The organism is Cupriavidus oxalaticus (assembly GCF_004768545.1).
Lineage (GTDB): Bacteria > Pseudomonadota > Gammaproteobacteria > Burkholderiales > Burkholderiaceae > Cupriavidus > Cupriavidus oxalaticus_A.
The window spans coordinates 47,155-61,070 of the sequence record NZ_CP038634.1 but is presented as its reverse complement, the minus strand read 5'-3'; the positions used below and the strand labels follow the sequence as shown (position 1 = coordinate 61,070).

13 protein-coding genes are annotated in these 13,916 nt (G+C 68.2%); 10 read left to right on the top strand and 3 right to left on the bottom strand.

Features of this window, described 5'->3' with window-relative positions; translation table 11 throughout:
• The first annotated feature begins 168 nt into the window (after nt 1-168).
• The 3 genes from E0W60_RS00260 to E0W60_RS00250 all read left to right on the top strand — a co-directional run bounded on the left by E0W60_RS00260 (nt 169) and on the right by E0W60_RS00250 (nt 2,581).
• Nucleotides 169-1,485 (top strand): hemolysin family protein, encoded by a 1,317-nt coding sequence (locus tag E0W60_RS00260; protein ID WP_135702550.1) that lies wholly within the window; start codon nt 169-171, stop codon nt 1,483-1,485.
• 417 nt (nt 1,486-1,902) lie between these two features.
• Nucleotides 1,903-2,433: an EAL domain-containing protein gene (locus E0W60_RS00255; RefSeq protein WP_240745787.1), complete on the top strand. Its 531-nt coding sequence runs from the start codon at nt 1,903-1,905 to the stop codon at nt 2,431-2,433.
• Nucleotides 2,434-2,449: 16 nt separating this feature from the next.
• Complete coding sequence (locus E0W60_RS00250; protein WP_010814145.1) at nt 2,450-2,581, top strand: entericidin A/B family lipoprotein; 132 nt, start codon at nt 2,450-2,452, stop codon at nt 2,579-2,581.
• A gap of 90 nt (nt 2,582-2,671) precedes the next feature.
• Here E0W60_RS00250 and E0W60_RS00245 read toward each other — a convergent pair whose 3' ends face one another.
• From E0W60_RS00245 to E0W60_RS00235, 3 genes are all read right to left on the bottom strand, one after another.
• Nucleotides 2,672-3,316, bottom strand: a complete 645-nt coding sequence (locus E0W60_RS00245; RefSeq protein ID WP_135702546.1) for a bifunctional 4-hydroxy-2-oxoglutarate aldolase/2-dehydro-3-deoxy-phosphogluconate aldolase — start codon at nt 3,314-3,316, stop codon at nt 2,672-2,674.
• Between the two features lie 64 nt (nt 3,317-3,380).
• A complete protein-coding gene (locus E0W60_RS00240) occupies nt 3,381-4,319 on the bottom strand; it encodes a sugar kinase (RefSeq protein ID WP_135702544.1) in 939 nt (312 codons plus the stop codon).
• A 13-nt stretch (nt 4,320-4,332) separates the two neighbouring features.
• Nucleotides 4,333-5,601 (bottom strand): amino acid deaminase, encoded by a 1,269-nt coding sequence (locus tag E0W60_RS00235; protein ID WP_135702542.1) that lies wholly within the window; start codon nt 5,599-5,601, stop codon nt 4,333-4,335.
• A 210-nt stretch (nt 5,602-5,811) separates the two neighbouring features.
• Between E0W60_RS00235 and E0W60_RS00230 the strand changes: the two genes are divergently transcribed.
• From E0W60_RS00230 to E0W60_RS00200, 7 genes are all read left to right on the top strand, one after another.
• Complete coding sequence (locus E0W60_RS00230; protein ID WP_135702540.1) at nt 5,812-6,717, top strand: MurR/RpiR family transcriptional regulator; 906 nt, start codon at nt 5,812-5,814, stop codon at nt 6,715-6,717.
• A 2-nt stretch (nt 6,718-6,719) separates the two neighbouring features.
• A complete protein-coding gene (locus tag E0W60_RS00225; protein ID WP_135702538.1) occupies nt 6,720-8,174 on the top strand; it encodes an N-acyl-D-amino-acid deacylase family protein in 1,455 nt (484 codons plus the stop codon).
• A 58-nt stretch (nt 8,175-8,232) separates the two neighbouring features.
• Nucleotides 8,233-8,625: a RidA family protein gene (locus E0W60_RS00220; protein ID WP_063240271.1), complete on the top strand. Its 393-nt coding sequence runs from the start codon at nt 8,233-8,235 to the stop codon at nt 8,623-8,625.
• A 217-nt stretch (nt 8,626-8,842) separates the two neighbouring features.
• Nucleotides 8,843-10,204, top strand: a complete 1,362-nt coding sequence (locus E0W60_RS00215) for a GntP family permease (protein ID WP_133093225.1) — start codon at nt 8,843-8,845, stop codon at nt 10,202-10,204.
• 154 nt (nt 10,205-10,358) lie between these two features.
• Nucleotides 10,359-11,279 carry an aldo/keto reductase gene (locus E0W60_RS00210; RefSeq protein ID WP_135702536.1) on the top strand — a complete coding sequence of 307 codons (921 nt, stop codon included), beginning with the start codon at nt 10,359-10,361 and terminating at the stop codon, nt 11,277-11,279.
• Between the two features lie 15 nt (nt 11,280-11,294).
• Nucleotides 11,295-12,659, top strand: coding sequence for an NTP/NDP exchange transporter (locus E0W60_RS00205; RefSeq protein ID WP_135702534.1), 1,365 nt, complete (start codon nt 11,295-11,297; stop codon nt 12,657-12,659).
• A gap of 135 nt (nt 12,660-12,794) precedes the next feature.
• Nucleotides 12,795-13,901: an S-(hydroxymethyl)glutathione dehydrogenase/class III alcohol dehydrogenase gene (locus tag E0W60_RS00200; protein ID WP_063240278.1), complete on the top strand. Its 1,107-nt coding sequence runs from the start codon at nt 12,795-12,797 to the stop codon at nt 13,899-13,901.
• Nucleotides 13,902-13,916 lie beyond the last annotated feature (15 nt).

Here is a 13,916-nt window from a genome sequence, read left to right as displayed (position 1 = left end):
TGGCCTGGTGCTGGGAGCGACTACCTGCCAGGTAATAGCAGCAATTCCCTGTCAGTGATTGCCTTGCCGCCGCTGCGACGCAGGCGTCACAGCGACGACTTCCTGTAATAGTCCGAATGGTATGCTTGCCCTCTTTGAACTCCCGGCGCGCAAAGGGCGCGCACTTTGATGGAAATTGCCATATTACTGGCGCTGATCTTGCTGAACGGCGTATTCGCGATGTCCGAGATCGCGCTGGTCACCGCGCGCAAGGCGCGCCTGCAGCGGCAGATCGAGAACGGCGACCGGGGCGCGATCGAAGCCGTCAAGCTGGGCGAGGATCCCACGCGCTTCCTTTCGACGGTGCAGATCGGCATCACGTCGATCGGCGTGCTCAACGGCGTGGTCGGCGAATCGACACTGGCGCAGCCCTTCGGCGACTGGCTGCACAGCAGTGTTGGCATGTCAGAGTCCACCGCCGGCTACGTCGCCACCGCGATCGTGGTGGCGGGCCTGACCTATTTTTCCATCGTGCTGGGCGAGCTGGTGCCCAAGCGCCTGGGCCAGATGGCCCCCGAAGCGATTGCGCGCCTGGTGGCGCGCCCGATCTCCTGGCTCGCGGTGGCGTCCACCCCCTTCGTCAAGCTGCTGTCGAGCTCCACCCGGCTGGTGCTGCGCCTGCTCGGCACCAAGACCGACAGCGGCCCGGGCGTGACCGAGGAAGAAATCCACGCCCTGCTGGTCGAAGGCTCCGAGGCCGGCGTGATCGAGCAGCACGAGCACACCATGGTGCGCAACGTGTTCCGCCTCGACGACCGCCAGCTGGCTTCGCTGATGGTGCCGCGCGGCGACGTCATCTACCTGGACGTGGACGCACCGCTGGAAGAAAACCTGCGCCGTATCGAGGAATCCGACCACTCCCGCTTCCCTGCGGTGCGCGGCGGCATGCACGACATCGTCGGCGTGGTCAGCGCGCGCCAGCTGCTGGCGCGCCGACTGCGCGGCGAAGAGGCCGACCTGATGGCAGTGATGCAGCCGGCGGTGTTCGTGCCCGAAAGCGTCACCGGGATGGAGCTGCTGGAAAACTTCCGCGCCTCGGGCGGCCAGGTGGCCTTTGTCATCGACGAATACGGCGAGGTGCTGGGGCTGGTGACGCTGCAGGACCTGATCGAAGCCATCACCGGCGAGTTCAAGGCCGAGGCCGCCGGCGAGGAATGGGCGGTGCAGCGCGACGATGGCTCGTGGCTCCTCGACGGCCTGATCCCCATCCCCGAACTGAAGGACCGCATCGGGCTGCGCCAGGTGCCTGAGGAAGAAAAGGAGCGCTACCACACGCTGTCGGGCATGCTGCTGCTGCTGCTCGGACGGCTGCCACAGATCGCCGACCGCGTCGAGTGGGGCGACTGGCGCTTCGAGATTGTCGACATGGATGGCAAGCGCATCGACAAGGTGCTGGCTTCGCGCCTGCCACCTGAAGACGGCCCGGAAGAAGAAACGACCGGCTGATGCCGCGCGGTGTTCAGGCAACCTCTTCGAGTGAAGCGCCAGCACCACATTGCCCCCCCGTCAAACGATAGGTGCGTAGTCCGCAACTTGTCGCAAATTGCAAGGTCTTGCCCCCGGCTTGGCTTAAGATCTGGCCTTGCAGCCCGTTGCGCTGCAGCAGGCGCGCGCAGTCACGCCTGACGAGAGCAGCCGGCCCGCGCCAGCGGTCCTGCCAGACGTGGACCACTGACAACGGGGAGACGCGGGACAGCGCCGCCAGCACGGCCTCCGCCCGCAGCACGATTCATGTATCCAGATGCCGACGATCCCGGCGGGACGCCATTGGGCGCATCGGGAAGCCCACAAGCGCCATCCGATGCGGACGCCCCGGCGCGGCCGGCCGGACTGCTGCGCTGGCGCAGCCCCGTGCTGGGGCGCGTGGCGCCGCAGGACTTCCTGCCGGCGCTGGAAACGCTCGGGCTGGTTGAACGCTTCGGCGGCTGGCTGCTCGACAGCGTGCTGCCGCTGGTGCGCAGCTCCGAAGCGTTTGCGCCGCTGCAATTTACGCTGCTGGCCTCAAGCGCGCAGCTGCACCGCCCGCAAATGGTCGGTGCCCTGGCACGGGCCATCGACACCGGCGGCATTGCCGCGGAGCGCCTGTGCATCGAGCTGCCCGCCAGCGCGGTGCCCCCGGTCGCCGGTATCCTCGATTGCTTTGCAGACTTGCGCCGGCTACCTGCTGGCGCAACCTTTCCCGGCGGCCTGGCTGGTGCAGACGCACGCCGCTATCCGGCGGCGCGCCCGCGAGCTGCTGTCGCCGGCAGGCTGAAGCGGCCAAGCCGGGCGGCGCCAGCGGCGCCAGCTGTTGTACCAGCTGTTGTACCGATTGCACGATTTACAAATTGGCACATACCAGATATCAACCGCGCTGACAGCGGCGGTAAAATCTGCCTCAAACCCTCAACCTAATGGAAAGGAGCCCGGCGTGAAGAAAGGTTGGATCTGGTGCGTTCTGTTTGCCACCCTGTTGGCTGGCTGCAACACGATGGCAGGACTCGGACAAGACATTCAGCGCGGCGGCCAGAAGCTGGAAAGCTCGGCGGACCGGCACAAGTAAGCCGGACCGCCACAACCGCGCAATGACGCGGCCTGGCCGCGTCTGCAGCAAAAACGGCACGCCCCGCGGCGTGCCGTTTTTGCATTGCGCTCAGCCCTTGCTGCGCAGCGCGCGTGCCTGCTCGGCCAGCGAACGGATACGGCCCCAGTCCTTGCCGGCAACCGCGTCCTTGGGCACCACCCACGACCCGCCCACGCACACCACGTTGGGCAAGGCCAGGTAGGTCGGCGCCAGCGCGGCATCGATGCCGCCGGTCGGGCAGAAGCGCAACTGCGGCAGCGGTCCGCCCAGCGACTTGAGCATCGGCACCCCGCCGGCCGCCTGCGCCGGGAAGAACTTCAGGAAGGTGAAGCCGGCCTCCAGCGCCAGCATGGCCTCGCTGGCCGTGGCCACGCCCGGCAACAGCGAGATCCCCGCGCCCTGCGCGCCCTGCGCCAGCGACGGGGTCAGGCCGGGCGACACGGCAAATTTGGCGCCGGCATCGCGCACGGCATGCAGCTGCTCGACCGTCAGGACCGTGCCGGCGCCCACGTACGCCTGCGGCAGCGCGACGGCCACGGCCTTGATGGCTTCCAGCGCGACCGGCGTGCGCAGCGTGATCTCAAGCAGCGGCAGGCCGCCGGTGACCAGCGCCTCGCTGACGTGCAGGGCCTCATCCACCGAATGGAATTCCAGCACGGGGATCACCGGCACATCGGCCAGCAGGGGGAGCAGCGGGGAAGTCTGGTTTTGCATGTCGGTCTCGGGATAAAGGGTTCAGGAAAGCAAAGTCAGGGAATGCAGCCGGCTTAGCCGCCGCTCAGCCGCCAATCACCGAAACCGATTCGGCCAGCCGGGCCATCACGGTCTGCGCATCGGGGATCGGCGCCACCGCGCCATAGCCGGTGGTGGACAGCGCCGCGGCCACGTTGGCGTAGCGCGCGGCCTCGAACGGGTCGGCGCCCGCCGCCAGGCGCGCGACGAAGCTGCCGCCAAAGCAATCGCCGGCACCGGTGGCATCGACCGGCTTGACCGGATACGGCGCCACCAGCGTGCGCGACTCGGGCGTGGCCACGTAAGCGCCCTCCTCGCCCAGCTTGAGCGCCACCAGGCCGATGCCGCAGCCGAGCAGGTAATCGACGACGGCATCGCGGTCGTCCAGCCCCGTCAGCACGGTGATGTCGTCCCAGCTGGGCAGGCACACGTCGGTCAGCGCGAACGCTTCGCGCATGATGCCGCGCGCGCGCGCCAGCGACCACAGCCGCAGGCGCAGGTTGGTGTCGAGCGTGACTTTGGTGCCGGCCTTGCGCGCATGCTCCATCGCCGCCAGGCCCGCATCGCAGGCGCTGGTGCTGATGGCCAGGCTGATGCCCGACAGGTGCAGATAGCGCGCCGCGGCGATCGCGCCCAGCGGCAGTTGCTCATGCTGGTAGCGGCTAGCGGCGGAACCTTCGCGCAGGTAGTCGAAGCGGTGGCCGTGGTTGTCGTGCGAGACAAAGTAGACGCCGGTCGGCGCGGACGGGTCCACGTGGACGTAGCGCGTATCGACCCGCTCCTGCGTCCACAGCGCGCGCAGGCGCTCGCCGAAGGTATCGGCGCCCACCGCGCTGATATAGCCGGTGCTGGCGCCCTGCCGCGCCGCGGCGATGCAGAAGTTGGAGGTATCGCCACCAAAGCCCTGCAGGTAGCGGTCGGGATCGTCGGGCTGCTGGTTGAACTCCACCAGCGGCTCGCCGTAGGCCAGGATATCGATGCTCATGGGGTGGCCCGCCTCAGAAGAAGGTTTGCACAATGTCGATCACGCGCAGGTCATGATCCAGCACCGGGATATGGCGCCACTTGTCGAAGGTCAGGCAAGGGTGCGAGATATCGAAGGCGACCATGTCGCCGACCTGGATGTCGTCGCCCGGCTTGATTTGCAGGTAGGCGTGCTGGTCCATCATGCCGGTCACTTCCCAGTGCGCGGGCACGTCGACCGGCGCCTCGCTGCCCGGGCGGTACAGCTGCGCGGGAGTCGGCATGCCGGCATCGAAGGCAGCATCGCGCTTGCCCATGCCGATGATGACGCGGTCCGGCTCGGGGATCGACTGCACGTAGGCCCATAGCTGCAGCGCCGGCAGCAGGCCCTCGCGCATCGTCTGCGCGACCGGGTTGCTGGCCAGGATGCGCTGCTGCGCGGCGCGATAGATGCCCACGTCATGGGTCAGGTAGCAGCCGGGACGCAGCACGATGTCGATCGGCGTGCCGATGTCGGTGCGCGCGAATTCCTCGGCAACCACGTCATACCAGGCCGAGCCCGCGCCCGACATCACCACCGGGCTGCGGCCGAAGCGGCCCTGCTGCGCCAGCTGCCGCGTCACCGCCACGGTGCGCTGCAGGAAGGCGCGGATATCGGCCTCTTCCTTCAGCACGCCTTCATAGATCTCGACACCCGCCAGCGACAGCGCCTGCGGCCAGCGCGCCAGCGCGTCGAGCACGGCCTGTTGCTGCGCGTCGTCGCGCACGCCGGTGCGCCCGCCCGCCACGCCCAGCTCCAGCAGCACCTGCAGCGTCTGGCCGCGCTCCTTGAAGAACTTGCCGAGCTGGTCGACCAGCGCGGCGGAGTCCACCAGCGCGAAGAACTCGAAGCCCGGATCGTCGCGCAGGAGGTCCGCAATGATTTCCATGTTGCGGCGGCCCACCAGCTGGTTGGCCATCAGCACCCGCTTGACGCCGTGCGCATGCGCCGCGGCGGTCTGGTGCGCGGTTGCCAGCGTGATGCCCCACGCGCCGGCGCCAAGCTGGCGCGCGAACAGCTTGGGTGCCATGGTGGTTTTGCCGTGCGGCGCAAGCTGCACGCCGTACTCGCCCATGAAGCGGCGCATCCATTCCAGGTTGTGCGCAAGCCGGTCTTCGTAAAGCACCGCGGCCGGCAGGCTCAGTTCTTCCTGCAGCAGGCTCCAGCCGGTGTGGGCGGCGTCCGGGGCCAGCGGGGCCTCCAGCCGCCCCAGCGCCTTGTTGAGCGGATCGATCACGCCGGCCTGATACTTTATTTCACGCATGCTTGTCATCACCCTGAAAAAATCTGATTGACGTAATGATAGCCCTGAAAATAAGATATTTCATCCTTGTTATAAAGTAACACGCTGACAGCACACAGGGAACCGCAGAGACAACGCCCAAGCTCGCGCCCGTCACTGTTATAGCCCTTGCGGACAGCGTCCGCCGCCTGCGTCACTTTGCCTCACGGCCCTGCCCCCAGCCACCCAACCATGACCGCGCCCTTCGACATCCTGACCCGCATCGCCGAGCGCGGCCCCGCGCTGCGCCTGGCCGAGCAGAAGGTCGCGCAGGTGGTGCTGGAAGACCTGGCCGGCGCCGCCGCCGCGAGCATCAACGAGCTGGCGCGCAAGGCCGGCGTCAGCGAGGCCAGCGTGACCCGCTTCGCCAAGGCCATCGGCTGCCGCGACGTGCGCGACCTGAAGCTGCGGCTGGCACAGGCCACCGCGGTGGGTGCGCGTTTCCTGCAACCCGGCGGCGCCGATGCAGCTGCCGAAGCCCCGGCAACGCTGGCCGACAGCATCCATGCCGACATCCTGACCGCGCTCGAAGTCAACCGCGGCCTGCTGGACGCGCAGCGCATCGAAGACGCCGCGCGCCTGTTGCTGGGCGCACGCATGGTCTACGCTTTTGGCATGGGTGGCGGCTCGTCGTTCCTGGCCGACGAGGCACGCCACCGCCTGGCGCGGCTGGGCCAGCCGGTGGCCAGCTACCAGGACGGCCTGCTGCAGAAGATGGTGGCGGCCACGCTGAGCCGCGACGACGTGGTGCTGGCGTTCTCGGCCAGCGGGCGCGTGCCGGAAATGCTGGCCAGCTGCGAGATCGCGCGCGAATACGGCGCAAAGCTGGTCGCGGTGACCGCGCTGGGCTCGCCGCTGGCCGCACGCGCCGACGTGCTGCTGCCGGTGCGCACGCTGGAGACGGATTTCATTTTCAAGCCGTCGGCGTCCCGCTACGCGATGCTGATGGTGCTGGACGTGCTGGCCACCCAGTGTGCGCTGCTGCAGCAGGACCAGAGCAAGGAGCGCCTGCGCCGGCTCAAGTACGTGCTGGACAGCCACCGCGGTGAGAGCGGCCCCACCCTGGGCCCGGACAGCCGCCAGCCGCTGGGAGACTGACCATGCCACACCTGTTCGATACCCTGATCCGCCTTGTCACGCTGATCGACGGCTCCGGCGCCGCCGCGCGCCTGGCCGACGTGGCGCTGCGCGACGGCCGCATTGCCCGCATCGATGAAGGCGGCGCGATCGATCCCGATGCCGCCGCGCACGTGGTCGAAGGCCACGGCCTGGTGCTGGCACCGGGCTTTATCGACGTGCATACGCACGACGATACCAACGTGGTGCGCCAGCCCGAGATGACGCCCAAGCTGTCGCAGGGCGTGACCACCGTGATCGTCGGCAACTGCGGCATCAGCGCCGCGCCGGTGACGCTCTCCGGCGAGCCGCCCGACCCGATGAACCTGCTCGGCCATGCCGACGCGTTCCGCTACCCCAGCTTCAAGGCCTACGTCGACGCCGTCGATGCCGCGCAGCCCGCGATCAACGTCGCCGCGCTGGTGGGCCATACCGCGCTGCGCAGCAACCATATGGACCGGCTCGACCGCGCCGCCACGCCCGCGGAAATCGCGGCCATGCGCGCGCAGCTGGAAGAGTCGCTGCAGCACGGCGCGCTGGGCCTGTCCACCGGACTTGCCTACGCCAATGCCTTCAACGCGCCGACCGAGGAAGTGCTGGCGCTGGCCGAGCCGCTGGCCCATGCCGGCGCGCTCTACGCCACGCACCTGCGCAGCGAGTTCGCCGAGATCCTCGACGCCATGGACGAAGCCTTCCGCATCGGCCGCCATGCGCGCGTGCCGGTGGTGATCTCGCACCTGAAATGCGCGGGCGTGGACAACTGGGGCCGCAGCACCGAAGTGCTCGACGCACTCGACGGCGCGCAGCGCTGGCAGCCCGTGGGCTGCGACTGCTATCCCTATACCGCCAGCTCGTCGACGCTGGACCTGAAGCAGGTCACCAGCGACTTCGACATCATGGTGACGTGGTCCGAAGGCGCGCCCGAGATGGGCGGCCGGCTGCTGGCCGATATCGCCGCCGAATGGCAGGTCGACCTGTACGAGGCCGCGCGCCGGCTGATGCCAGCCGGCGCCGTCTACCACTGCATGGAAGATGCAGACGTCGACCGCATCCTGAGCCACCCCGCCACCGTGGTCGGCTCGGACGGCCTGCCCAACGACCCGCTGCCGCATCCGCGCCTGTGGGGGGCGTTCCCGCGCGTGCTGGGCCACTATGCGCGCGACCGCGAGCTGTTCCCGCTCACCGTCGCCGTGAACAAGATGACCGGCCTGTCCGCCGAGCGCTTCGGCCTGCATGGCCGCGGCTTCGTGCGCGAAGGCTACTGGGCCGACCTGGTGCTGTTCGACGCCGCGACCATCCGCGACGCCGCCAGCTTCACCGACCCGATGCAGCCCGCCGAAGGCATTGCCGCGGTCTGGGTCAATGGCGAGCTGTCATGGCAGCAGCGGCAGCCGACCGGCATCCGCGCAGGACGCTTCCTGGCGCGCGGCGCCGACTGATTCGCTCCCTCTCCCTTTTCTTTCAATTTTTTCCCGGCAACAAATTCCAGGAGTACCCATGGACATCAAACGATTCGGCGTGGAAGGCGGCACCGGCCAGGGCGGCGCGCACATGCCCTTTGCGCGCGCAGTGGCGGCCGACGGCTGGCTCTACGTTTCCGGCCAGGTGCCGATGGTCGGCGGCGAGCTGATCGATGGCGGCATCGTGCCGCAGACCCACCAGGCCATCAAGAACGTGCTGGCGATCCTGGCCGAGGCCGGCTACGGCCCCGAGCACGTGGTCCGCTGCGGCGTGTGGCTGGACGATGCGCGCGACTTCGCCTCGTTCAACAAGATCTTCAAGGAATACTTCGGCGCCAACCCCCCGGCACGCGCCTGCGTGCAGTCGAGCATGGTGGTGGACTGCAAGGTCGAAGTGGACTGCATCGCGTACAAGAAGCCGGCGGCCTGAGCCTGCTGCCTGGTTGATTAACTGCTTCCCGACTGTTTGCTCCCCTCTCCCGCGCGGGGGAGAGGGCCGGCGTCACCACGAAGTGAGCCGCCACGGTGCTTGCCACGCGCCCGCCCTCTCCCCAACCCCTCTCCCGCAAGCGGGAGAGGGAAGAAAACAACAAGCCTAAACCTCTGCTGCCGCCACAAGCGGCCTTTATTCCACACAAGGAGACAATATGGGTCCCGTCACCGGAACCACGCTCTTGGTGTATGCGCTGATCGCCGTGATCGCACTGGTGGTGCTGATCGCGCGCTACAAGCTCAACCCCTTCATTACCCTCGTTGTCGTCTCGGTGCTGCTCGGCTTTGCCGTGGGCATGCCGATGGGCGACATCGTCAAGTCATTCGAAGCCGGTGTCGGCGGCACCCTCGGCCATATCGCGCTGGTGGTGGGCCTGGGCACCATGCTCGGCAAGATGATGGCCGAGTCGGGCGGCGCGGAACGCATCGCCAACACGCTGATCGATTTCTTCGGCGCCAAGAACGTGCACTGGGCCATGGCGACCATCGCCTTTATCGTCGGCCTGCCGGTGTTCTTCGAGGTCGGCTTCGTGCTGCTGGTGCCGATCGCCTTCAACGTGGCCAAGCGCACCGGCACGTCGATGGTGGTGGTCGGCATCCCGATGGTGGCCGGCCTGTCGGTGGTGCACGGCCTGATCCCGCCGCATCCGGCCGCGCTGCTGGCCGTGACCGCGTACGGCGCGGACATCGGCAAGACCATCATGTACGCGCTGATCGTGGGCATTCCCACGGCTGCCATCGCCGGGCCGTTGTTTGCGAAGCTGATGGACCGCTATGTCAAGCTGCCCGAGGTCAACCCGTTGGCCGACCAGTTCACCGAAGAGGATGAGCGCGTCAAGGAATCGCACGAACTGCCGGGCTTCGGCATCACGGTGTTCACCATCCTGCTGCCGGTGATGCTGATGCTGATCGGCAGCTGGGCCGACGTCTTCACCACGCCCAAGACCTTTGCCAACGACTTCCTCAAGCTGATCGGCAACTCGGTGATGGCGCTGCTGATCGCCGCGCTGGTGAGCTTCTACACCTTCGGCAAGGCGCGCGGCTTCAACCGCGAAACCATCCTGAAGTTCACCAACGAGTGCGTGGCGCCCACCGCCATCATCACGCTGGTGGTCGGCGCCGGCGGCGGCTTCGGCCGCATCCTGCGCGACTCGGGGATCTCCACCGCGATCGTCGATGTCGCCACCAGCGCGCAGGTGTCGGTGCTGGTGCTGGGCTGGCTGGTCGCGGTGATGATCCGCATCGCCACCGGCTCGGCCACGGTCGCCATGACCACCGCCGCCGGCATCGTCGCGCCGATCGCCGCCAGCGTGCCGGGCACCCGGCCCGAGCTGCTGGTGCTGACCACCGGCGCCGGCTCGCTGATCCTGTCGCACGTGAACGACGGCGGCTTCTGGCTGGTCAAGGAGTACTTCAACATGACCGTGACGCAGACCTTCCAGACCTGGTCGGTGTGCGAGACCATCATCTCGGTGGTGGCGCTGCTGCTGACGCTGGGCCTGGCCACGGTGGTCTGAAGCGCGAAAGATGTGCCGCGCACCCCGTCCGCAGGGTGCGCGCGGCGGTGCCCGTGCTGCACGGCGTGCCGGATAGCGCACTGAAGCAGCGGTTTACAAGGCTCCGGCAAGCGCCTAAGGTCAACCAGTGTATGACCCGTCCCGAAGCGCTTCCATGCCAATCGACCGCCGCTCATTCCTGGCCCTGGCCGCCGGGCTGACCGCCAGCGCCGCCGCCATCGCCCCTCTATCCGCCGGGGCCGCCACCGTTGCCGTCCCGATGCGCCGCAACATCCCCGGCACCACCGAGGCCCTGCCCGTCGTGGGCATGGGCACGGCCGACACCTTCAACGTCAGCAGCGAAGCCACCGAACGCAAGCCGCTCGCCGAAGTCATGGCGATGCTGTTGCGCACCGAAGGCTCGGTCATCGACACCGCGCCCAGTTATGGCAACGCCGAGGCAGTGACCGGCGACCTGCTGCGCGCGGCCAACGCCCGGCAGCGCGTGTTCCTGGCGACCAAGATCTCGGCCCAGTCCGGCGCCCCGGCGCAGGCGCAGTGGGGGCGCTCGCTGGCCGACCTGCGCGTGGACAAGGTCGACCTGCTGCAAGTGCACAACCTGATCGACTGGCAAGGCAACCTGCGCTTCCTGCGGGAGCTGAAGGAACAGGGCCGCATCCGCTACCTGGGCATCACCCATTACCGCGACGACGCGCACGAGGCGCTGGAGCGGATCGTGCGCAACGAGCGCGTCGATTTCGTCCAGGTCAATTACTCGGTGGCCGAGCGCAATGCCGAGCGCGTGCTGCTGCCGCTGTGCCAGGAACGCGGCGTCGCGGTGCTGATCAACCGCCCGTACCAGGACGGCCGCCTGTTCCGCGTGGTCAAGGACCGGCCGCTGCCGCAGTGGGCCGGAGACATCGACTGCGGCTCGTGGGGCCAGCTGTTCCTGAAATTCATCGTCAGCCATCCGGCGGTGACCGCCGCCATCCCCGCCACCTCCAAGCCGCGCAATATGGCCGATAACCTCGGCGCCGCGCTGGGGCGCATGCCCGATCCGGGCCAGCGCGAGCGCATCGCCGCGCTGCTGGCCTGAGGCGCGACGGGCCGCATGGACGAACCCGATCGCGACGCATCCGCCGGCGGCGGCCTGGCACGGCTGCGGCGCGGCTTCGGCATCCGCCCCGGCGAGGCCGGCGCGGTGGTGGCCGGCTTCCTGTTCTTCTTCTGCCTGTTCGCCAGCTATTTCATGCTGCGCCCGGTGCGCGAGACCATGGGCATCGCCGGCGGCGTGAAGAACCTGCAATGGCTGTTTACCGCGACCTTCGTCGTCATGCTGGCGGCGATCCCGGTGTACGGCGCGGTGTGCGCGCGGCTGCCGCGGCGGCGCTTCGTGCCGTGGGTCTACGCGTTCTTTATCGCCAACCTGCTCGCCTTTGCCTTCGCCACGCGCGCACGGCCGGACGATGTCTGGCTGGCGCGCGTGTTCTACGTGTGGCTGTCGGTGTTCAACCTGTTCGTGGTGTCCGTGGCGTGGAGCCTGATGGCCGACGTGTTCCGGCCGGAGCAGGCGCGGCGGCTGTTCGCGCTGCTGGCCGCGGGCGCCAGCGCGGGCGGGCTGGCCGGGCCGGTGCTGGGCGGCTGGCTGGTGCCGCGCATCGGGCTGACGGGGCTGATGCTGTTGTCCGCGGCGCTGCTCGCCGCGACGCTGCCGGGGGTGGGCTGGCTGTTCGGCTGGCGCCGCCGAGCCGGCGCGGGCCATGAAGTGCCCGCGGATGCCGCCAGCGATCCCGCCAACCCGGTCGGCGGCGGCCTGTGGGCGGGGCTGGCGTTGTTGCTGCGCTCGCGCTACCTGCTCGGCATCGGGCTGTTCGTGATCCTGCTGGCCACGGCCAGCACCTTCCTGTATTTCGAGCAGGCGCGGCTGGTGGCCGAGGCCTTCCCCGAGCGCACACGGCAAACCCAGGTCTTCAGCGCGCTCGACGCCACGGTCCAGGCGCTGACCATCCTGGTCCAGCTGTTCTTCACCGGCCGCATGGCGCGGCGCTACGGCGTCACGCTGCTGCTGACCGCGGTGCCGCTGGCGGTCGCGGCGGGCTTCGTGGTGCTGGCACTGGTGCCGACCTTCGGCGTGCTGGCGGGCGTGATGATCCTGCGGCGCGTGGGCGAGTATGCGCTGCTGCGGCCCGGGCGCGAGATGCTGTTCACGGTGGTCGATCCCGAGACCAAGTACAAGGCCAAGAACGTGATCGACACCGCGGTCTATCGCGCCGGCGATGCGGTCAGCGCATGGGTCAAGACCGCCATCGATACGATTTCCGGCCAACCCGCCACGGTCGCCCTGGCGGGTGCCGGGCTGGCGCTGGCATGGGCAGCACTGGGATGGTGGCTGGGGCGGCGGCACGAGACCGAGCTGGCGCCGCGGGAGGCGAGCCGCCACGCCGGGGCCGAAGGCGCGACCACGACTTCGCGCTGATCCCTGCTTCAGAACCTGGCTCTGGCCTGGTGTCACCGGATGGTCGTATAGTCTTGCTCTTGCGCTCGGGCCTGCGTTGCCGGTGTCTTTGCCCGCCGCCGAGCCCATCCGTACATCTTTTCCCCGGAGGACCCCATGAAGACCAAAGCCGCCATCGCCTGGAAAGCCGGCGCCCCGCTGACCATCGAAGACGTGGACCTGGACGGCCCGCGCGCCGGGGAAGTGCTGGTGGAAGTGAAGGCCACCGGCATCTGTCATACCGATTACTACACGCTGTCCGGCGCCGATCCCGAAGGCATTTTCCCGGCGATCCTGGGCCATGAAGGCGCCGGCATCGTCACCGACGTCGGCCCCGGCGTGACCTCGCTCAAGCCCGGCGACCACGTGATTCCGCTGTACACGCCGGAATGCCGCCAGTGCAAGTTCTGCCTGTCGCGCAAGACCAACCTGTGCCAGGCGATCCGCGCCACGCAGGGCAAGGGCCTGATGCCGGACGGCACCTCGCGCTTCTCGCTCGACGGCAAGCCGATCTTCCACTACATGGGCACCTCGACCTTCGCCAACCACATCGTGGTGCCGGAGATCGCGCTCGCCAAGATCCGCCCCGATGCGCCGTTCGACAAGGTCTGCTACATCGGCTGCGGCGTGACCACCGGCGTGGGCGCGGTGCTGTTCACCGCCAAGGTGGAAGCCGGCGCCAACGTGGTGGTCTTCGGCCTCGGCGGCATCGGCCTGAACGTGATCCAGGCCGCAAAGATGGTCGGTGCCGACAAGATCATCGGCGTGGACCTGAACCCGGCGCGCGAGGCCATGGCGCGCAAGTTCGGCATGACGCATTTCATCAACCCGAAGCAGGTCGAGAACGTGGTCGACCACATCATCCAGCTGACCGATGGCGGCGCGGACTACTCGTTTGAATGCATCGGCAATACGCAGGTCATGCGCCAGGCGCTGGAGTGCTGCCACAAGGGCTGGGGCAAGTCGATCATCATCGGCGTGGCCGAGGCTGGCGCCGAGATCTCGACGCGCCCGTTCCAGCTGGTGACCGGGCGCGAGTGGAAAGGCTCGGCCTTCGGCGGCGCGCGCGGCCGCACCGACGTGCCGAAGATCGTCGACTGGTACATGGAAGGCAAGCTCAATATCGACGACCTGATCACGCACACGCTGCCGCTGGAGCGCATCAACGAAGGCTTCGACCTGATGAAGCGCGGCGAGTCGATCCGCTCGGTGGTGTTGTACTGAGGACGGCGCCGACAT